We start from the raw sequence: 20,757 nt of genomic DNA, 5'->3' as shown, positions 1-20,757 counted from the left end.
TTACTGCTGACGATTAGAGATACTGTTTTCCGGGTTGATGTGTTCACGGCGTGAACGCACAGGTGTCCAGTCCAGCGCGCCAATACGCACCAGATAAACCAGACCGGCCAGTAACACTAAAATGAAAATTGCGGCCTCGACAAAGCCCACCCAACCACTTTCGCGAATGGAGGTAGACCACGCGAAGAGGTAAAGCGCTTCCACGTCAAAAATGACGAAGAACATGGCTACCAGGTAAAACTTGGCAGACAGGCGTAAGCGAGCGGTACCTACTGAATCAATACCTGATTCGAAAGGTGTGTTTTTGTGCCTTGCGCGGGCGCGACCGCCCAGGAACCAGCCGCCGACTAACATCAGGCAGCACAGGCCAATGGCTACAATAAGAAAGATTGCGAATGCCCAGTGATGAGCGATGACTTCTGTGGATGTTGACATACTCATTGCTTACTCATCAAAAGTGATACCGACGACACTGCTCTTGCTGGCAGATGGGCATCACATCGATTCATGGGGAGGAACAAAATAACCTTACACTAACTGTCAGAAATGAGACATAGACAGCAAAATGATGGGGTTTTTTACTCCTTTCTATAACCTTTTGTCAACTTTAACAAAGGTTTCTTCACATTAAATTACAACGTGCGATTCTCATTAACATTTGGTGCCCTTTAACCCTGGTGGGTACATGACTTTCCGTCAAATGCATCTTGTTGAATCGTGTCCGTTTTGGAAGTAAAAAAAATAACCCTCCTATTTTGACAGGATTTGCCAACGATTCCTCCCCCCAAATGGGAGTATTTTCTTGATCTGAGACACGCTTTTGTTAATTCAATCAAAAAAACAGCAACATATTTCCTGTTTTTTTAACATCGGTGGGGTATGAGGTAAGTTAGTACAGGTCTTGTTTACAACTTAATCAAAAGCATTTTCTGCATTGATAAATAAGCGGTATTTGCTTTATCCCTGCTCCGCCCGCGGTTATGAATAGCAAAAAAAACCACTCGCAGGAAAAAATCATGCGAGTGGCTCTTTTTTGCACTTACATTTTGTTACGAGAATTTTGAGGGAATGATCACTCAAAATCCCCTTCCACGATCAGGGAGTCATCCCCTCCTTCGGGAGTAACAGCCGCGTACTGCCATGGATTGTGGTAGTTTTCCATTGCCTCGAATACCACTTTTGCCAGCTCGTTGTTGCTGGCGGCGTTATGGCACAGCAGGTACTCCGTATCCGGCAACGACGGGAGTCCCTCGGATTGACCCAGCACACGCAGATCGGGGCTCATCATTTCCACCGGACGGGCCGTTACGCCAAGCCCAGCCTTCACCGCCGCTCGCACTGCGGGCAAGGTTGACGCCACGTACGCCAGGCGCCATGGAATACTGGCTTCATTGAGTGCTGCCAGCACCATATCGCGGAACGGACTGGGATCATCCAGCAGGACCAGGGGTATCGGCTCACCTTTCTGCAATACATACTCCGCGGCACAGTACCAGTGCGTTGGAGAAGTACGCAGCGTCAGGCTGTCAAACTGGCCAGGTCGATGCGTGGTGACCACCAGGTCAACCTCGTTTTCTGTCAGCATCTCAACCATGAAGGCATTGCGTTTAACGCTAACGTCCAGGGCAAGCTTCGGATAAACCGAGCTAATTCGGTTGAGAAGGAAGGGTAAAATGGTATCTGCTGATTCATCTGACGCCCCTAATGTTAACACTCCCTGAAGGTTGCTAAACATTAATGACATACAGGCTTCATCATTAAAGCGCAGTATCTTTCTGGCATAACCCAGAAGCTGAATACCATGTTCTGTTAAAAGCTTATTACGCCCATGACGCGCAAAAAGCTCTTTACCAACCAGTTGTTCCAGCCGCTGCATTTGCTGACTCACGGCGGACTGGGTACGGCAAACGGCGGCAGCAGCTGCTGCAAAAGTGTTGAGATCGGCGACCGCAACAAACGTTCTCAGCAGATCGAGGTCGAGATTCATTATCGGACGATTTGCATTTATCATATCTTTTCACTTTCAGGTTGCTCGTGCGGAGCTGCCCGGGTTGAAGCTGTGTGTAACAGTTAAGCAATTCCTTCTGAAGAGTTTCCCTCGCATCCCGGCCCGGCAGACTGCCTGACAGATAGTTATTGTACTGCGGTATATCACCAGTCAGAAATCACGTTTCATGACGTTATTTTTATTCTCTTGCGTCCAGGATATTTCGTTGTTTGCAGGTCGATGTAAATACCATAAAGAGTAAGACATGTTTTCTGCCATCTATATCGCAGCGTTGCCAGCGTCGCAAGATGTGACTTACCCAATCAGCCAGAGATAACTTTAACAATAACAATCGATTAATACAGAAAAGCAGAAGCCGATATACGTAACAGGCCTATCGCTATGCTGCATTCCCGAAACACATCTTAACCCAAATCCACTATATTTATAAGTCTTATTGCAATATTAAGGAGTTACCGCCAATGATAAGCAACTACACTCTTTTTATTAAAATTAACGAAAGTTGCATTTTCGTCGTTAATAATAAATAAAGTTTAATTTAGATTCAGGCCATTCATTAATAACCCTTAACATTAATTTCACATGAGTAACTTTTAGCCTGGCTTTGCTAATATGGCAATCGGTATCTCAGCATTCAGGTTTTACGAATGATCACTCAGGGGGACTAATGCATCAGCCCGAATCGTCTTTTTATTTACACCAGAATAAAATTCATAGTTACATGCAAATTTTAGCATAAAAAACCCATTAATAACCTTTATTACGATAAATTCAGGCACAAAATCACTACCTCGTTAGAGTAAGCGATCACAGCGACATTCCCCGGTGGAACGAAATCTTCTTCTGTGCGCCCTTCAAAACGAAGCGCGGGGGGAGTACATTGTTCCGTGCACACTTCCACGGCAGGAAGTTGCAATAATAGCGAAAAGGTTAAAGGTTCATGTCCCCTATCGAAAAATCCAGCAAGCTCGACAACGTCTGTTACGACATCCGTGGCCCGGTACTCAAAGAGGCAAAACGCCTTGAAGAGGAAGGCAATAAGGTTCTGAAACTCAACATCGGCAACCCCGCGCCATTTGGTTTTGAAGCGCCGGATGAGATCCTGGTGGATGTGATCCGTAACCTGCCCACTGCACAAGGCTACTGCGATTCAAAAGGGCTTTACTCCGCCCGTAAAGCCATCATGCAGCACTATCAGGCTCGCGGTATGCGCGACGTCACCGTTGAAGATATCTACATTGGCAACGGTGTCTCGGAACTGATCGTTCAGGCGATGCAGGCGCTCCTGAACAGCGGCGATGAAATGCTGGTTCCTGCCCCAGATTATCCGCTGTGGACGGCTGCGGTGTCCCTGTCCAGCGGTAAAGCGGTGCACTACCTGTGCGACGAATCCTCTGACTGGTTCCCGGATCTGGATGATATTCGCGCCAAAATTACCCCGCGCACCCGGGGTATCGTGATCATTAACCCGAATAACCCGACGGGCGCGGTCTATTCAAAAGAGCTGCTGATGGAGATCGTCGAGATCGCCCGCCAGCACAACCTGATCATCTTTGCCGACGAGATTTACGACAAGATCCTGTACGACGCGGCGCAGCACCACTCTATCGCCGCGCTAGCACCCGATCTGCTAACGGTCACCTTTAACGGACTGTCTAAAACTTACCGCGTTGCCGGTTTCCGTCAGGGCTGGATGGTACTGAACGGTCCGAAAAAACATGCGAAAGGCTACATTGAAGGGCTGGAGATGCTGGCATCCATGCGTCTGTGCGCCAACGTACCGGCGCAACATGCGATCCAGACAGCACTCGGCGGCTATCAAAGCATCAGCGAGTTTATCGTTCCAGGCGGCCGCCTGTATGAACAGCGCAACCGTGCATGGGAATTGATTAATGATATTCCGGGCGTCTCCTGCGTGAAGCCTAACGGCGCGCTGTACATGTTCCCGAAAATCGACGCGAAGCGCTTTAATATTCACGACGACCAGAAAATGGTGCTCGACTTCCTGTTGCAGGAAAAAGTGCTGCTGGTTCAGGGTACGGCGTTTAACTGGCCGTGGCCGGATCACGTGCGTATCGTCACCCTGCCGCGCGAAGACGATCTCGAAATGGCCATCAGCCGCTTCGGGCGCTTCCTCTCCGGGTACCATCAGTAGCGCTGACTATCCGCCGGGTAGCGCTGCGCTTACCCGGCCTGCAACATCCGCAAATTTGCATCTTCCCTCCCCTCCCCGCACAATGAAGTCTGTCGCAGTGAAGACATAAGGTAACCTATGAGTCAGAGTCATTTCTTTGCCCACCTCTCCCGCCTGAAACTCATCAACCGCTGGCCGCTGATGCGCAACGTGCGCACTGAAAATGTGTCTGAGCACAGTTTACAGGTTGCCATGGTCGCGCACGCGCTGGCCGCGATTAAAAACCGCAAATTCAACGGGCAGGTGAATGCCGAACGTATCGCCCTGCTGGCGATGTACCACGATGCATCGGAAGTGCTGACCGGCGATCTGCCTACGCCGGTGAAATATTTCAACTCGCAGATTGCCCAGGAATATAAAGCTATTGAGAAGATTGCCCAGCAGAAGCTGATCGACATGGTGCCTGAAGAGCTGCGCGATATCTTCGGGCCGCTCATCGACGAGCATCAGTATACGGAAGAGGAGAAATCCCTGGTTAAGCAGGCCGATGCGCTGTGCGCCTACCTGAAGTGTCTGGAAGAGCTGTCCGCCGGGAATAACGAATTTTTACTGGCAAAAACGCGTCTGGAAAAAACGCTGGAATCTCGTCGCAGCGAAGAGATGGACTACTTTATGCGCGTGTTTGTGCCGAGCTTCCATTTGTCACTGGATGAGATTAGCCAGGATTCGCCGCTGTAGTTTTTTGCCGGGTGGCGGCTCCGCCTTACCCGGCCTACGTTTCTGCACTCACGCTAAAACGGGAATAACACCGGAATTAACACCACGCATACCAGCATTACCAGCACGGTGAACGGCACACCCAGCTTCACGAAATCACTGAACCTATAATTCCCGGGCCCCAGCACCAGCGTATTGACCGGGGAAGAGACCGGCGTCATAAATGCCGCGGACGCCGCCATCGCAACCATCATCGCAAACGGATACGGCGAAACGCCCATCGATTTTGCCATCGCCAGCGCAATGGGCGCCATCAGCACCGCCGTTGCGGTATTGGAGATGAACAAACCAATGGTGGCGCACATGACGAACAGGCAAACCATCATCAGGTACGGACCATATCCCCCGCCCACGTCCATTAAGCCTTTTACGATCAAATCCACCCCGCCGGTTTTCTGTAGCGCCAGGGCGAAGGGCATCATCCCGACGATGAGAATGATGCTCGGCCAGTGAATCGCTTTGTAAGCGCTTTCGGCGTCGATACAGCGGAATTTGCCCATTAACAGACAGGCGATTATTGCCGCCACCGGGTTAGGGATCTCGTCCGTCAGCATCAGGGCAACCATCAATACCAGGCAAAAAATTGCATGGGGCGCCTGGCTGTGCGCCGGTGATGCATCGCTCTCTTCAATCGGCATATTTAGCACCACAAAATCGCGGCCTTTCTGCCCGAGCTGGCTAATCAGTTTCCAGTTGCCGACCACGAGGAAGATATCCCCCAGCAGGATCGGCTCATCCACCACCGCCCCTTCAAGGGCTACGCCATCGCGCTTCAGGCCTACCACGTTGAGGCCATAGCGGGTACGAAAGCCGATTTCACGCACGGTTTTGCCCAATAACTCCGATTCCGGGATCAGCGACACCTCGGCCATTCCCACATCCAGCGCCTGGTCAGAGAAATACTCGCCGCGCAGGACCATCGGCTCCAGCAGCTGCTCACTACAAAACTCCCGCAGATCCACGTCTGCGGTGGACATATCAATCAGCAGGACGTCACGCGCGCGAAACTCTGACACCCCGTTCACGTTAACGATCACCCGACGAAAACGACGCCAGCGCTCAACCCCGATGACGTTCGCGCCATAGCGTTCGCGTAGCTTAAGGTCATCCAGCCGCTGCCCCACCATAGGCGACCCCGGGCGGATAGCCAGACGTCGGGCACGCCCGGTCAGACGATACTCTTTAATCAGATCGCGGAAAGAGCGCCGCTTCCAGCCCTCTTTGGCTTTATCCTGCTTCTCCCCTTTCAGCGCAAAACGGGTCAATAGCATATAGATAATGCCCATCACCAGTACCACCAGCCCGATCGGCGTAACGCTGAAAAAGCTAAACCCCTCAAGCCCCTCACGGATCAGTTCGCTGTTCACGACGAGGTTCGGCGGCGTCGCGACCAGCGTCATCATGCCGCTGATGAGCCCGGCGAAGCTCAACGGCATCATCAGCCGCGAAGGGGAGATCTGCATCCTCATGCAGACGCTCAGCACGACCGGAATAAAGATGGCCACGACGCCCGTAGAGCTCATAAACGCGCCCAGCCCGGCGACCGTCAGCATCAGGTAAATCAGCATTTTGGTTTCGCTGCTGCCCGCCACTTTCACCAGCCACGACCCCATCATTGTCGCCACGCCGGTGCGGACCAGCCCGTCGCCAATAATAAACAGAGCGGCAATCAAAATAACGTTGGGATCGCTAAACCCGGAAAAGGCTTCCGGCAGGGAAAGGGTACCGCTTAGAACGAATGCGACAATCACAAACAGGGCGACGGCATCCATGCGCACCTTGCCCGTGGCAAAAAGAATGATGGCGATTAACAGCAGGCTCAGGACCCAAATCAGTTCACCGTTCACAACATGTCCTTGTCAGTGGAGGAGAAGCAATTCTGCCATAAAAAAGCCCCGGTAATGCGGGGCTATATCATGGGATTACATTTTTAGCGAGACGGTTACAACTCCGTCTGACGCCTTCGAGACGTCGATGGCGGTCAGGGTGTTAAGCACGAAATCCGCCTCCTCCAGCCGGGGGGAACCCGCCGGGACGTTAACGGCAATGACGTGGCTGCCGGCGTTCAGCCCGGCCAGCACGCCTGCCGCCGCGTCTTCCACCACCACGCACTCTGCTGGCGCAAGGCCGAGCAGTTCAGCGCCGAGCAGGAACGCATCCGGTTCAGGCTTGCCGCGCTTCACGCGCTCAGCGGTAATGAAGACGTCCGGCGTCGGCAAACCTGCCGCCTTATGGCGTGCATGCGCGACGGGAACCGAGCCGGAGGTGACGATAGCCCACGGGATCTGCGCTTCATTCAGGTGCTCAAGCAGTTCGCGCGCACCGGGCAGCGCGGTGATACCCTCGGTATCGGTAGCTTCAATCTGCTCAAGATAGCGGAACTCCGCCTGAATCTCTTCCTCAGAACGTCCCGCAAGGAAGTGCCGCAATGAGGTAATGGCCTGTTTGCCATGGATGAAATTTAGTACGTCCTGATGGTCAATGCCGTGCCGGTCGGCCCAGTGGCACCACGAGCGCTCCACCACCGGCAGCGAATCCACCAGCGTACCGTCCAGATCAAACAGAAAACCTTTACACTGCACACGCACCTCCGTCAGGCATTAATGATTTGTTGAATTTCGTTGCTGCTTAAATGGTACTGGCGCGGACAGGCGTGCCACGCGCTCAGCATACGTTGATACTTATCCCACATCGGGGTCTGGGCGTTGAAGCCGTGCGTACCCGCATCAAAATGGGTGTAGCGACCTTCGGTATTCACCATAAAGCGTACATAGCTCAGATAGCGCGCTTCCGTCGCAGCATCAAAGCCCAGGAACGTCACGCGGCGCTCGTCAATGGTCTGCTGGTCCTTCAGATTGGTCCAGGACACATGCAGCGCATGGTACATCTCCATGATGTCGATAACGATACGGCAGGTTTCCTCTTTCAGTTCGCCAAATTCGCGATCCAGTTCGCGCATCTGCAAGCCAAAACCACGTTCAACAATGGTTTGCAGGCGGCTGTAGCGCGCAGCGTTATCGGGATCAAGCATAGTCATCATCTTGTACTGGTTAGACAAAATCAGACGTTGAGCATGGGTCATTTCCATCTTTCGACTCCTGTAGCGCATTGCACTGTAAAAAAAAGACACGGTAACTGATTGTTACTGTGCCTTCTTTTGGTCGTCGTTTCGATGATCAATCACAAGTCATCGAGGAATGTTTTATCAAGCTGTTTAAACGCACGCTTGAGGGTATCCGCCAGCGCCTGATAGTCCGGCTTACCTTCAACCGGTGCCAGCGCCTGGTCAGCCTCTTCCAGTTTTCCACGCACTTCATAAAACCAGTGTAAAATAGAAGGCGGAAGTGGCGTGACGGAACGTTTACCTAACCACCATAGCCCCTGCATCGGCAGGCTTAACGCAAAGAGCGCCGTCGCGACGGCAGGGCCAAGCTGCCCACCTAACGCTATCTGCCAGCACAGGGTAAAAACGGCAATCGGGGGCATAAAGCGAATCGCATAGCGCGTGGCGCGAATAGTGCGATTTTCAATAAACATGGGCGCGAGGCGCTTTTCCATCGGCCATGTCTTTGCGTAATGCTGTCCCCGACGAAACAGACTAAAAAAGTTCACGGACGGGATTTCGGGTGTCGACATGGCTGTACCTCAACTTCACATATAAAAATTAAAATTTTCGTGCAAAACCACAACAGGCTATGACAACGTTCAAAATATTTTGTCATCGCTACCCCGTATCGGGTATCCTGTGCCAGCCTGATAGGGCCGTAGACGATAAGCGTTAACTCGTCAAATTATCGCATATTATGCCATTGTCTGAAAAATGTTCAAAATGGCTTAAAATCATAGGTATTTCTTTCATCCTGCCAGAATGTTCGTTTGGCATGATGTTAATCATAAATGTCTGGGTCAGCATGCGTTACGCTTTTAGACTCACTGACGTTTTTTTAGCCACGTATCAATAATAGGTACTTCCATGTCGAGTAAGTTAGTACTGGTTCTGAACTGCGGTAGCTCCTCACTGAAATTCGCCATCATCGATGCGCTCAACGGTGACGAGTACCTCTCTGGTTTGGCCGAATGTTTCCATCTGCCTGAAGCACGTATCAAGTGGAAGATGGACGGCAGCAAACAAGAAGCGGCTTTAGGTGCAGGCGCCGCTCACAGTGAAGCGCTGAACTTTATCGTTAACACTATTCTGGCACAAAAACCAGAACTGTCTGCTCAGCTGACCGCAATTGGTCACCGTATCGTCCACGGCGGCGAAAAATACACCAGTTCCGTGGTAATCGACGACTCCGTGATTCAGGGCATCAAAGACTCTGCGTCTTTCGCACCGCTGCATAACCCGGCTCACCTGATCGGTATCGCTGAAGCACTGAAATCCTTCCCGAGTCTGAAAGACAAAAACGTGGCCGTGTTTGATACTGCGTTCCATCAGACCATGCCGGAAGAGTCTTACCTCTATGCCCTGCCATACAGCCTGTACAAAGAGCACGGCGTCCGTCGTTACGGCGCTCACGGTACCAGCCACTTCTATGTGACTCAGGAAGCCGCAAAAGTGCTGAACAAGCCGGTTGAAGAAGTCAACATTATCACCTGCCACCTGGGCAACGGTGGTTCTGTTTCCGCTATCCGCAACGGTAAGTGTGTTGACACCTCTATGGGTCTGACCCCGCTGGAAGGTCTGGTGATGGGTACCCGTTCCGGTGATATCGACCCGGCGATCATCTTCCACCTGCACGACACCCTGGGCATGAGCGTTGACGACATCAACAAAATGCTGACCAAAGAGTCTGGCCTGCTGGGCCTGACCGAGGTCACCAGCGACTGCCGTTACGTTGAAGACAACTACGCAGAAAAAGCTGACGCTAAACGTGCAATGGACGTTTATTGCCACCGCCTGGCGAAGTACATCGGTTCTTACACCGCGCTGATGGAAGGCCGTCTGGATGCTGTTATCTTCACCGGTGGTATCGGTGAGAACGCGGCAATGGTACGTGAACTGTCCCTGGGCAAACTGGGCGTTCTGGGCTTCGAAGTTGATCATGAGCGTAACCTGGCTGCCCGCTTCGGCAAGTCTGGCTTCATCAACAAAGAAGGCACCCGCCCTGCTATCGTTATTCCAACTAACGAAGAGCTGGTCATCGCGCAAGACGCACACCGCCTGACTGCCTGATTCCACACCGCCAGCAATGCTGGCGGTGCTGTTTTGTAACCCGCCCAACGCGGCGGTAACGAAAGAGGATAAACCGTGTCCCGTACTATTATGCTGATCCCTACCGGAACCAGCGTCGGCCTGACCAGCGTCAGCCTCGGCGTGATCCGCGCTATGGAACGCAAAGGCGTTCGTCTGAGCGTCTTTAAGCCTATCGCCCAGCCACGTGCCGGTGGCGATGCGCCAGACCAGACCACCACCATCGTTCGCAAGAACTCCAATCTGCCAGCGGCTGAACCGCTTAAGATGAGCCACGTTGAATCTCTGCTCTCCAGCAACCAGAAAGACGTGCTGATGGAAGAGATCATTGCCAACTACCACGCAAACGCGCAGGACGCGGAAGTGGTGCTGGTTGAAGGCCTGGTCCCGACCCGTAAACACCAGTTTGCCCAGTCTCTGAACTTTGAAATCGCGAAAACCCTGAACGCAGAGATCGTTTTTGTAATGTCTCAGGGCACGGATACCCCAGAGCAGCTGAAAGAGCGTATCGAACTGACGCGCAGCAGCTTCGGCGGTGCGAAAAACACCAGCATCACCGGCGTGATTGTTAACAAGCTGAACGCGCCAGTAGATGAGCAGGGCCGTACGCGTCCTGACCTGTCCGAAATTTTTGACGACTCCTCCAAAGCGAAAGTCATCAAAGTTGACCCGGCTAAGTTGCAGGATTCCAGCCCGCTGCCTGTTCTGGGCGCGGTGCCATGGAGCTTCGATCTGATTGCCACCCGTGCAATCGATATGGCGCGTCACCTGAACGCCACCGTGATCAACGAAGGCGATATCAACACCCGCCGCGTGAAGTCCGTAACCTTCTGCGCACGTAGCATTCCACACATGCTGGAACACTTCCGCGCAGGTTCACTGCTGGTGACCTCTGCTGACCGTCCAGACGTGCTGGTTGCAGCGTGCCTGGCTGCAATGAACGGCGTGGAAATCGGTGCAATTCTGCTGACCGGCGGCTATGAAATGGACGCGCGTATCAGCAAGCTGTGCGAGCGTGCGTTCGCCACTGGCCTGCCAGTCTTCATGGTGAACACCAACACCTGGCAGACCTCCCTGAGCCTGCAAAGCTTCAACCTCGAAGTGCCGGTTGATGACCACGAGCGTATCGAGAAAGTTCAGGAATACGTTGCGGGCTACATCAATGCGGACTGGATCGAATCCCTGACGGCGACCTCCGAGCGCAGCCGTCGTCTGTCTCCTCCAGCCTTCCGTTACCAGCTGACCGAGCTGGCGCGTAAAGCGGGCAAACGCGTGGTTCTGCCAGAAGGCGACGAACCACGTACCGTTAAAGCGGCAGCCATCTGTGCAGAACGCGGTATCGCGACCTGTGTGCTGCTGGGTAACCCGGATGAGATCAACCGCGTTGCGGCGTCTCAGGGCGTTGAGCTGGGCGCTGGCATTGAGATCGTTGACCCGGAAGTGGTTCGCGAAAGCTACGTTGCTCGCCTGGTTGAACTGCGTAAGAACAAGGGCATGACCGAAGCCGTTGCGCGCGAGCAGCTGGAAGACAACGTCGTGCTGGGTACGCTGATGCTGGAGCAGGACGAAGTTGACGGTCTGGTTTCCGGTGCGGTTCACACCACCGCGAACACCATCCGTCCACCGTTGCAGTTGATCAAAACCGCACCGGGCAGCTCTCTGGTCTCCTCCGTGTTCTTCATGCTGCTGCCTGAACAGGTTTATGTTTACGGCGACTGCGCGATCAACCCGGATCCAACCGCAGAGCAGCTGGCAGAAATCGCTATCCAGTCTGCGGACTCCGCGATTGCCTTCGGTATCGAACCGCGCGTCGCGATGCTCTCCTACTCCACCGGTACCTCTGGTGCAGGTAGTGACGTAGAGAAAGTCCGTGAAGCGACCCGCATTGCGCAGGAAAAACGTCCGGATCTGATGATCGACGGCCCGCTCCAGTACGATGCCGCGGTAATGGCTGACGTGGCGAAATCCAAAGCGCCGAACTCGCCGGTTGCAGGTCGTGCTACCGTGTTCATCTTCCCGGATCTGAACACCGGTAACACCACCTATAAAGCGGTACAGCGTTCAGCAGACCTGATCTCCATCGGGCCAATGCTGCAAGGCATGCGCAAACCTGTGAACGACCTGTCCCGTGGTGCGCTGGTTGACGATATCGTCTACACCATCGCGCTGACGGCGATCCAGTCTTCGCAACAGCAGTAATGTTTTGCCGGATGGCGCTTCGCTTATCCGGCCTACAGGACCGTAGGCCCGGTAAGCGCCAGCGCCACCGGGCAACAAAAAGGCGACCACACGGTCGTCTTTTTTTATTACAACAGCTCCCGCGCCGCCGACACAATGTCATGTGCCGTCAGGCCATACTCCTTTTGCAAGAAATCCTGCGTGCCCACCTGACCATATCGTTCCTTCACCCCCACCCGACGCAGGGGCACCGGACAGGTTTCCACCAGCACTTCCGCCACCGCCGACCCCAGCCCGTTGTGAATGCTGTGGTTTTCGCAGGTCACAATACGCCCGGTTTTCTCGGCATAGTTTTTCACCAGCATCCGATCGATAGGCTTCAGGGTAAACATGTCGATGACCGCTGCGCTTACCCCCTCCTGCTCCAGCTGGCGCGCCGCCTCCAGCGCTTCCGCCACCATAATGCCGTTAGCAATCAAGGTAATATCGGTTCCCTCGCGCAGCACGTTGCCCTTGCCGATGGTGAAGGTTGACCCCGGGGCATACACGCTCGGGGCCTGTTTACGGATGGTCCTCACCCAGTAGAAGCCTTCCAGGTCGATAAGCTGACGCAGCACATCTTCGAACATCACCGCATCGGTCACCTCCAGCACCACTGAATGCGCCAGACCGCGCACGATGCCCATGTCCTCGAACGACATATGCGTCCCGCCGTTGTGGCAGGCCGTCACGCCCGCATCCGAGGCAATCACCTTCACGTTATTGCGCTGGTAGTCCAGGGACATAAACAGCTGGTCGAAGCAGCGACGGCTGGCAAAGGCGGTAAAGGTATGGACGAACGGCTTACGTCCGGTGAGCGACAGCCCGGCGGCCGTCCCAATCACGTTAGCCTCCATAATGCCGCAGTTGATGACGTGCTGTGGATAATCACGCGCTACGCCGTCCATCGCCATCGAACTCATCAGATCCGCTTCGAGCGCAATAATCTCGCTCCCGGCCTCAATCTGTTTTGCCACAAAACCCGCGTAGACCTTACGCATCTCAACGGCATCTTTCTGTCCTGTCGGTGCAACCTTAATCATGTGAAGCCTCCAGTTGGCGAATCGTCTCGTTGAGCGCCGCTTTGCTCTCCTCAGTTAATCGCAGGTGATGCGAGTTGCTGAGCTGTTCCAGGTATGGCACCCCCTGCCCTTTGATGCTGTCGAGGATCACCACCCGCGGACGCGCATCGGCCGCAGGGATCGGCGCGGTCACCTCCAGCAGCGCCGGAATGTCATCCCCTTTCACCGTTACCACGTCAAAACCAAAGGCGCGGAATTTGCCTTCCAGGTCGAAGGCGCTGATGATTTCGTCCAGCTCGCCGTCGAGCTGCTGTTTGTTCCAGTCCACGAATACCGTCAGGTTGTTCAGTCGATGGTGAGCAATAAACTGGAAGGCTTCCCAGCACTGTCCTTCGTTCAGCTCCCCGTCACCGACGATGCAGAACACCCGGTTTGGCCTTCCTGCCAGCTTGTGCGACAGCGCCATGCCGCCAGCAATGGAGATCCCCTGCCCCAGTGATCCGGTGGTGGCATCCACGCCGCGTGTTTTCAGGCGATCCGGGTGACTTGGCAGACGCGTCCCGTTCTGGTTCAGCGTGCTCAGCTCGTCAATCGGGAAGTAGCCCTTAATCGCCAGCGTACTGTACAGCGCCGGGCCCGCATGGCCTTTCGACAGCACAAAGTAATCGCGCTCTGGCCAGTCCGGATCGGCCGGGTCAATTTTCATCACCGCGCCGTACAGCACCGCCAGCGTTTCAACGACTGACATGCTGCCGCCGTAGTGCCCAAAACCCAGCTGCGTAAGGGATTTCAGCGTCTCAAGGCGAATCTGACGCGCCAGTTCGGTTATTTCATTCTCATTCATGATTTGGCTCCGGGGTTTTCCTGCGCGTTACCGCTGGCAGGTTTGTTTTTAGCGAAGACGTTGTAGGCCACCAGCAGCGCGAACAACACAACAACCAGTCCGGTTATGGCAAACGGCGACAGGAAGCGCGCCAGGTTGCCCAGCACAATCCCGACCGCACCAAAATCAGCGTCCGAGAAGGTCGTATTCGCAAAGCCAATTGCGCCCAGAACAGGCAGCAGCAGGACCGGGAGGAAGGTGATCAGCAGGCCATTAGCAAAGGCGCCAATCATTGCCCCGCGGCGTCCACCGGTGGCGTTACCAAACACGCCCGCCGTTGCACCGGTGAAGAAATGCGGCACGACGCCCGGCAGGATCAGCACCCAGCTAAACTGACCGCAGATGAACAAGCCCACAATCCCACCGAGGAAACTAAACAGGAAGCCAATCAGCACCGCGTTTGGCGCATACGGGTAGACTACCGGACAGTCCAGCGCAGGCCGCGCATTGGGCACCAGTTTTTCCGAGAAGCCAGTAAAGGCCGGGACGATTTCCGCCAGAATCAGGCGCACGCCCTGCAAGATGATGAACACGCCTGCCGCGAAGGTGATGTCCATAATGATGGCGTACACCAGGTAGTTCTGGCCGCCGCTGAAGGTGGCCTCCACGTACTCACGTCCGGCGCTCACCGCCATGATCAGGTAGATAATCATCATGGTCAGGGAGATGGAGATTGAACTGTCACGCAGGAAGCTAAGGTTCTTCGGCAGGTTCATCTCTTCGGTGGAGCGCGAACCTTTACCGACCTTGCTGCCAATCCAGCCGGACAGCACGTAGCCCAGCGTGCCGAAATGACCGAAGGCGATCTCATCGTTGCCGGTAATACGCTTCATATAGCGCTGCGCAATCGCCGGGAAGAAGGCCATAATCAGGCCGAGGATCAACGAGCCGGTAAAGACCAGCCCGACCCCCTCGAAGCCTGCAACCGTCAGGATCACGCCAATCATGCATGCCATGTAGAAGGTGTGATGCCCGGTGAGGAAGATGTATTTCAGGCGGGTAAAGCGCGCAACAATAATATTCGCCACCATCCCGAAGGCCATAATGAGCGCGGTGGAAGCGCCATATTTTTCCAGGGCAATCGACACAATAGCTTCATTGTTGGGAATAATGCCCTGAATATTAAAGGCGTGCTCAAACATACCGCCGAGCGGATTTAATGAGCCCACCAGCACGGTTGCGCCGCCGCCCAGTACAATAAAGCCGAGAATGGTTTTAATTGTGCCTTTTACCACATCCGAAAAGGCTTTTTTCTGCGCCACAAGACCAATCAGGGCAATTAAACCGACCAGCACTGAAGGGACTTTTAAAATATCAACAACGAAGTTCAGCGTTTCAAGGATAAACATATCCACCTCGCCTTATCAGGATTATTGTCTTTCGAACCAGGCGCGCAACTGCGCTTCGAGTTCGTTAATATCGATGATATTGTTGATCACCACCAGCTGGCTTTCCGGCACGCTGGCGCTTGCGGCAATGTCTTTCGCCATTACAAACAGGTCCGCCGCGCCCGGCGTAGCCGAGGAGAGATCGGAGTGTTCAACCTCGGCCTCAATTTCCAGTTTTTTGAGCACCTTTTTAATATTCATTTCGACCATAAAACTGCTGCCCAGGCCGGAGCCGCAAATAGCCATGATTTTCATTGTTATCCCCTTTTTTGAGTAGAGTACGCCCCATCACGCTGACGCGTAATGTTGAGATGAATCGGATTAAATAATTAAATCAGAAGCGATCGATGATGGTTTTTATCTCCTCCAGCGTATTCGCCCGATGTAATTCAGCCATATCTTCGTCGCTGGAAAATAATTCCGCTAAGGCTGAGATCATTTCGATATGGCTATGCTTGTCCGGCGCCGCCAGCATCACAATCACATCGACGGGGTCAAACTCACCGGCACCAAAAGAGACACCCTGTTTCAGTTTTAATAATGACAGGCCAAGTCCTTTCGCCCCTTCTTCCGGTCGCGCATGGGGCATTGCCAGCCCTGGAGCCAGCACATAGTAGGGACCTAACGTGTGATGCTGCTCGATGATAGCCGTGACATATTCCGGCGCAATGACCTGCAAATCCAGCAGCGGTTTCGCGCACAGTTCCAGCGCCTGGGGCCAGCTTTCAACGCTATCCTGTAGGATGATGGTTGTATCATATATCCACTTTTTGAGCATTTTTCACTCCCGCTAAAGACAAGACATGGGCAAACTCTATTCAACCCATCAATTAATGACTGCGATCGCGATCACAAAGATAGCGCTACCAACAACTAACATGCAGAACTGTGATAGCGCTATCAAATTACTATCATGGTGCGAAATCACAGCAAAAAAAGGGATTTAAGGCGTATACTGCCTGTCACGTAAAATGAAGGATGAAACTGAATCGCGTCCTGTCAGCAGGAAGATGTATGTCTTTAACCCGAAAACGGCGCAGTACCGGAAAAGTAACGCTCGCGGATGTCGCGCAGCTTGCCGGCGTCGGCACGATGACTGTTTCCCGTGCCCTCCGCACGCCCGAACAGGTTTCCGATAAACTGCGTGAAAAAATTGAAGCCGCGGTGCAGGAGCTGGGATACATGCCCAATCTTGCCGCCAGCGCACTGGCATCGGCATCGTCATGGACGATTGCGATGGTTGTACCCAATCTTTCCGAAGCTGGCTGTTCCGAGATGTTCGCCGGGCTACAGCAGGTGCTCCAGCCAGCCGGATATCAGATCATGCTGGCGGAATCTCAGCATCGTCTTGAACAGGAAGAGAAACTGCTTGAAACGCTGTTGGCCTCGAACATCGCCGCGGCGATACTGCTCAGCGTCGAGCACTCTGATACCGTGCGACACTGGCTAAAAAACGCCTCTATCCCGGTGATGGAAATGGGTGCAATGCGTGCCGATCCGATTGATATGAATATCGGGATTGATAACGTCGCCGCCATGTATGAACTTACCGAGATGGTGATTCAGCGCGGCTACCAGAATATCGGCCTGCTGTGCGCTAACCAGGAACAGTGGATTTTTCAGCAGCATTTGCAGGGCTGGTACAAGGCGATGCTGCGCCACCACCTGGCGCCGAACAGAGTGATTAATGCCGCCATGCCGCCGAACTTCTCCACCGGCGCGGCACAATTGCCAGAGTTCCTGCTGGCGTGGCCGGAGCTGGATGCGCTGGTGTGCGTGTCAGATGAACTGGCCTGCGGCGCGCTGTATGAGTGCCAGCGTCGGCGCATCAAGGTGCCGGACGATTTAGCGGTCGTAGGTTTTGGCGACAGCGACGTCAGTCGCGTCTGTCAGCCGCCGCTGACGACGATGGCAGTACCGCATCGCAAGATTGGGATTGAAGCCGGGAAAGCGTTACTGGAACGTCTTAATGACGGAGACTGGCGCGACCATAAACCCATCGCGTCCAGCCTGTGTCTGCGGGAAAGCTGTTAAGGCTTACTCAGCCTCTTCCTCTTTTTCCGCCTTATTTTCCGGTTTAGCGGATTCGTTTTTGGCGTTGCGGGTCATCCACAGCGCCAGTGCTTTAAGGGAATCCGGCGTGAATTCGTCGCAACGCGCGGTGATCTCTTCCGGCGTCATCCAGCTGACTTCGCTCACTTCCTCTTCCTGCAAGGCGAAAGGCCCATGGGAAACGCAGCTAAACAGCCCGCCCCAGACGCGACAATGCTCATCTTCAAAATAAAACTGGCCGTGCTCGGCAAACGGCACGCCAGCGATACCTAACTCTTCTTCCGCTTCACGACGCGCGGAATCCAGCAGCACTTCATCGGCCTGCACGACGCCACCCGCTGTGGCATCCAGCATACCAGGAAGAAAATCTTTGGTGTCGGTGCGACGCTGGACCAGAATCTTGCCCATGCCGTCATGAACAACGATGTACGTCGCGCGGTGACGCAGACGCTCCGCACGCATTTGTTCGCGGCTGGCCTGCGCGATCACTTCATTTTCTTCGCTGACAATGTCAACCCATTCAGTACTTGCCAAATGATTCTGCTCCACCATCGGGAAACCTTCTCGTCTAAGCGCTCTTTCGGCGCGTTTGCAGTTGTGGTGTAACTTACGGATTAATCGCTATCTGCGCAATAACTTGCTGATCATTAAGTGCGATAACGCTTAATGTCCCGTCTTCATACATGCCGTAGCTTGCCGGGTTGCCGCCTTTAGGAATGCTGACAGACCCGGGGTTAAAGTGATAAAACGCCCCGCGCTTTTCCGCCACCGGAATATGAGTATGACCATAAACCAGGACATCGCCAGCGGCGAGTGACGGCAGGTTATCCGGGCCGAACAGGTGCCCGTGGGTCAGGAACAAACGGCTGTTTTCCATCAACACCTGTTGCCAGGGAGCGGTAATGGGAAAATGCAGCAGCATCTGGTCAACTTCACTGTCACAGTTGCCGCGAACGGCGATAATGCGCGAGGCAAAATGATTAAGTTTTTCCGCCACCTGCGCGGGAGCATAGCCTTCCGGCAACGCATTGCGTGGGCCGTGATTTAACACATCGCCCAGGATCACCAGCCATTGCGCCCCGCTTTGGGCGAACAGAGAAAGCACGCGTTCGGTCGCGGGCAGCGATCCATGAATATCCGACGCAAACATCAGTTTCATCAGTTACTCCTCGGGAATACAGACTGCCCCTATCATACCTCAAGCGTCCCGTCTTATCAGCCCGCGCGCTTAGCAGAGAGTGCCAGATAGCGCTGTACCGACGCGCGTTGCCACTGGAATGTGGCGTAATCCACCAGCAGTTGTGGGACGTCATCCCCGTTGAGGATCAGGCGATTGAGCATCAGCGCCAGATCGATGTCGGCAATGCACCACTCGCCAAACAGGTTGGGGTTACCCTGCGCCAGCAGCGATGACGCAGTTTCAATCAGCTTCCGGGCGCTGGATAAGCCTTCCTCACTGAGGGCGGGCTTTTTGACGCCAGCGAACACCACGTCCGTGGAGCGTTCTGTGCGAATCGGCACCAGGTCGCTACGCAGCCACGCCTGGATCTGGCGGGCGCGGGCGCGCTTTTGCAGATCGTGAGGATAGATGCGTTCCCACTCAGGCGGGGCAAAGCGGTCCTCAAGGTACTCGTCAATCGCCGAAGATTCACTCAACTCAAAACCGTCGATCTCCAGCACAGGGACACGGCGGGTGAGCGCGTAGCCCTGCCACTGAGGCTTCAGGTGTTCGCCGCTGTCCAGGTCAACGGTTTTCAGAGTAAAAGTAAGCCCCTTTTCTGCCAGCGCCACATAAACGCTCATGACATAAGGAGAAAAAAAGTTCGCATCGGACCACAACGTTATTACAGGCTGGCTCATAACATCCTCTTCGGCTGATCGGTTTTCACTCAACATATAATCTCTTTGCCTCGCTGTCACTTGATGAAAACTCACGATTTACAACAAGCACCTATACTGATTTTTCATGGCAACACTATTCGCACTGACAGGAGTTGAGAATGATAGATCTCTATTATGCCCCCACCCCTAATGGCCATAAGATCACACTCTTTCTTGAAGAAGCCGAAGTGGACTACCGGATCATTCGCGTGGATATCAGTAAAGGCGACCAGTTCCGCCCCGTTTTTCTGGCCATCTCGCCCAACAATAAAATTCCGGCCATCATTGATAACCTGCCCTCTGACGGCGGCAAACCGTTAAGCCTGTTTGAGTCCGGAGAGATTTTGCTCTATCTGGCAGAGAAAACCGGCAAGCTCCTGAGCGGTGAGTTGCGCGAGCGTCATCACACGCTGCAATGGTTATTCTGGCAGTCGAGCGGCCTCGGGCCGATGCTGGGGCAGAATCACCACTTTACGGCCTATGCGCCGCAGACGATCCCTTACGCCATTGAGCGATATCAGGTCGAAACCCAGCGCCTGTACGGGGTACTGAACCGTCGGCTGGAAAAATCACCGTGGCTGGGAGGTGAGCATTACAGCATCGCAGATATCGCCTGCTGGCCGTGGATCAATACCCATGAACGCCACCGGATCGACCTGGCCACTTATCCGGCGGTGAACAACTGGTTTGAGCGCATCCGGACCCGCCCGGCCACCGAACGCGCCATGCAAAAAATCCATCAGATTTGATCCTGCGCCCCGTTGGGTGCAGGTGTTCTCCTCATGTATGATGAGGTGAAAATACTGACACGGAGAAGACCTGCAATGTCCCAGCATGACGCTATTATTCGTATAAAAAACTTACGCTTACGCACGTTCATTGGTATCAAAGAGGAGGAGATCGCGAATCGCCAGGATATCGTGGTGAATGTGGTGATCCACTACCCGGCAGACAAGGCGCGCGCCAGCGAAGACATCAATGACGCGTTGAACTATCGCACGATCACCAAAAGCATCATCCAGTACGTAGAGAACAACCGTTTTGCGCTACTGGAAAAATTAACTCAGGATGTGCTCGACATCGCACGCGAACACCACTGGGTCACTTATGCTGAAGTGGAGATCGATAAACTTCACGCCCTGCGCTACGCCGACTCCGTCTCCATGACGTTAAGCTGGCAGCGCCAGGCGTAAACCTGGAG

21 protein-coding genes are annotated in these 20,757 nt (G+C 54.0%); 7 read left to right on the top strand and 14 right to left on the bottom strand.

The features are described 5' to 3' along the window. Both nuoA and lrhA read right to left on the bottom strand, forming a co-directional pair. Nucleotides 1–441, bottom strand: a complete 441-nt coding sequence (gene nuoA, locus CU081_RS11335; RefSeq protein WP_003861475.1) for an NADH-quinone oxidoreductase subunit NuoA — start codon at nucleotides 439–441, stop codon at nucleotides 1–3. Nucleotides 442–1,072: 631 nt separating this feature from the next. Further along, nucleotides 1,073–2,011, bottom strand: a complete 939-nt coding sequence (gene lrhA, locus CU081_RS11325; RefSeq protein ID WP_003861473.1) for a transcriptional regulator LrhA — start codon at nucleotides 2,009–2,011, stop codon at nucleotides 1,073–1,075. A 937-nt stretch (nucleotides 2,012–2,948) separates the two neighbouring features. Between lrhA and alaA the strand changes: the two genes are divergently transcribed. Both alaA and yfbR read left to right on the top strand, forming a co-directional pair. After that, complete coding sequence (gene alaA / locus CU081_RS11320; protein ID WP_003861471.1) at nucleotides 2,949–4,163, top strand: alanine transaminase AlaA; 1,215 nt, start codon at nucleotides 2,949–2,951, stop codon at nucleotides 4,161–4,163. A 117-nt stretch (nucleotides 4,164–4,280) separates the two neighbouring features. Next, nucleotides 4,281–4,880 (top strand): 5'-deoxynucleotidase, encoded by a 600-nt coding sequence (gene yfbR / locus CU081_RS11315; protein ID WP_003861468.1) that lies wholly within the window; start codon nucleotides 4,281–4,283, stop codon nucleotides 4,878–4,880. A 53-nt stretch (nucleotides 4,881–4,933) separates the two neighbouring features. On the opposite strand, the gene CU081_RS11310 is transcribed toward yfbR, so the two are convergent. The 4 genes from CU081_RS11310 to yfbV all read right to left on the bottom strand — a co-directional run bounded on the left by CU081_RS11310 (nucleotide 4,934) and on the right by yfbV (nucleotide 8,555). Beyond that, on the bottom strand, nucleotides 4,934–6,766 hold the full coding sequence (locus tag CU081_RS11310) for an SLC13 family permease (protein ID WP_022651536.1): 1,833 nt from the start codon (nucleotides 6,764–6,766) through the stop codon (nucleotides 4,934–4,936). Between the two features lie 75 nt (nucleotides 6,767–6,841). Next, complete coding sequence (locus tag CU081_RS11305; RefSeq protein ID WP_003861463.1) at nucleotides 6,842–7,501, bottom strand: sugar phosphatase; 660 nt, start codon at nucleotides 7,499–7,501, stop codon at nucleotides 6,842–6,844. 11 nt (nucleotides 7,502–7,512) lie between these two features. Next, nucleotides 7,513–8,007, bottom strand: coding sequence for a YfbU family protein (locus CU081_RS11300; protein ID WP_003861461.1), 495 nt, complete (start codon nucleotides 8,005–8,007; stop codon nucleotides 7,513–7,515). 92 nt (nucleotides 8,008–8,099) lie between these two features. Further along, a complete protein-coding gene (gene yfbV / locus CU081_RS11295; RefSeq protein WP_022651537.1) occupies nucleotides 8,100–8,555 on the bottom strand; it encodes a terminus macrodomain insulation protein YfbV in 456 nt (151 codons plus the stop codon). A 337-nt stretch (nucleotides 8,556–8,892) separates the two neighbouring features. Between yfbV and ackA the strand changes: the two genes are divergently transcribed. Both ackA and pta read left to right on the top strand, forming a co-directional pair. Further along, a complete protein-coding gene (gene ackA / locus CU081_RS11290; protein WP_015572267.1) occupies nucleotides 8,893–10,095 on the top strand; it encodes an acetate kinase in 1,203 nt (400 codons plus the stop codon). A gap of 75 nt (nucleotides 10,096–10,170) precedes the next feature. Continuing rightward, nucleotides 10,171–12,312, top strand: coding sequence for a phosphate acetyltransferase (pta, locus tag CU081_RS11285; RefSeq protein WP_022651538.1), 2,142 nt, complete (start codon nucleotides 10,171–10,173; stop codon nucleotides 12,310–12,312). Nucleotides 12,313–12,419: 107 nt separating this feature from the next. Here the strand turns inward: pta and CU081_RS11280 are convergent, their stop codons facing one another. The 5 genes from CU081_RS11280 to CU081_RS11260 form a co-directional block, all read right to left on the bottom strand. Further along, a complete protein-coding gene (locus CU081_RS11280; protein WP_003861452.1) occupies nucleotides 12,420–13,373 on the bottom strand; it encodes a transketolase family protein in 954 nt (317 codons plus the stop codon). Further along, nucleotides 13,366–14,196 carry a transketolase gene (locus tag CU081_RS11275; RefSeq protein WP_022651539.1) on the bottom strand — a complete coding sequence of 277 codons (831 nt, stop codon included), beginning with the start codon at nucleotides 14,194–14,196 and terminating at the stop codon, nucleotides 13,366–13,368. Before CU081_RS11275 ends, CU081_RS11280 begins: the two co-directional genes overlap by 8 nt. Further along, nucleotides 14,193–15,584, bottom strand: coding sequence for a PTS ascorbate transporter subunit IIC (locus CU081_RS11270; protein ID WP_058647512.1), 1,392 nt, complete (start codon nucleotides 15,582–15,584; stop codon nucleotides 14,193–14,195). The genes CU081_RS11275 and CU081_RS11270 overlap by 4 nt, the downstream gene beginning before the upstream one ends. Before the next feature lie 21 nt (nucleotides 15,585–15,605). Continuing rightward, nucleotides 15,606–15,878, bottom strand: coding sequence for a PTS sugar transporter subunit IIB (locus CU081_RS11265; protein ID WP_003861447.1), 273 nt, complete (start codon nucleotides 15,876–15,878; stop codon nucleotides 15,606–15,608). Between the two features lie 79 nt (nucleotides 15,879–15,957). After that, a complete protein-coding gene (locus CU081_RS11260) occupies nucleotides 15,958–16,401 on the bottom strand; it encodes a PTS sugar transporter subunit IIA (RefSeq protein WP_022651541.1) in 444 nt (147 codons plus the stop codon). A gap of 236 nt (nucleotides 16,402–16,637) precedes the next feature. Between CU081_RS11260 and CU081_RS11250 the strand changes: the two genes are divergently transcribed. Next, complete coding sequence (locus CU081_RS11250) at nucleotides 16,638–17,657, top strand: LacI family DNA-binding transcriptional regulator (RefSeq protein WP_003861441.1); 1,020 nt, start codon at nucleotides 16,638–16,640, stop codon at nucleotides 17,655–17,657. Nucleotides 17,658–17,660: 3 nt separating this feature from the next. On the opposite strand, the gene yfcD is transcribed toward CU081_RS11250, so the two are convergent. From yfcD to yfcF, 3 genes are read right to left on the bottom strand one after another with little or no spacing between them, the layout of a single operon-like run. Further along, nucleotides 17,661–18,227, bottom strand: a complete 567-nt coding sequence (gene yfcD, locus CU081_RS11245; protein WP_003861439.1) for an NUDIX hydrolase YfcD — start codon at nucleotides 18,225–18,227, stop codon at nucleotides 17,661–17,663. Between the two features lie 55 nt (nucleotides 18,228–18,282). Further along, complete coding sequence (gene yfcE, locus CU081_RS11240; RefSeq protein WP_017692997.1) at nucleotides 18,283–18,834, bottom strand: phosphodiesterase; 552 nt, start codon at nucleotides 18,832–18,834, stop codon at nucleotides 18,283–18,285. A 56-nt stretch (nucleotides 18,835–18,890) separates the two neighbouring features. Continuing rightward, nucleotides 18,891–19,535: a glutathione transferase gene (gene yfcF, locus CU081_RS11235; RefSeq protein WP_022651542.1), complete on the bottom strand. Its 645-nt coding sequence runs from the start codon at nucleotides 19,533–19,535 to the stop codon at nucleotides 18,891–18,893. Nucleotides 19,536–19,675: 140 nt separating this feature from the next. Between yfcF and yfcG the strand changes: the two genes are divergently transcribed. Together yfcG and folX are read left to right on the top strand one after the other, a co-directional pair. Next, a complete protein-coding gene (yfcG, locus tag CU081_RS11230) occupies nucleotides 19,676–20,305 on the top strand; it encodes a GSH-dependent disulfide bond oxidoreductase (protein ID WP_003861434.1) in 630 nt (209 codons plus the stop codon). Between the two features lie 75 nt (nucleotides 20,306–20,380). Then, complete coding sequence (gene folX, locus CU081_RS11225) at nucleotides 20,381–20,749, top strand: dihydroneopterin triphosphate 2'-epimerase (RefSeq protein WP_003861432.1); 369 nt, start codon at nucleotides 20,381–20,383, stop codon at nucleotides 20,747–20,749. Nucleotides 20,750–20,757 lie beyond the last annotated feature (8 nt).

This window comes from Enterobacter sp. CRENT-193 (assembly GCF_002787395.1).
Taxonomy (GTDB): Bacteria; Pseudomonadota; Gammaproteobacteria; order Enterobacterales; family Enterobacteriaceae; genus Enterobacter; species Enterobacter hormaechei_C.
This window is presented reverse-complemented; position numbering and strand designations above follow the sequence as displayed.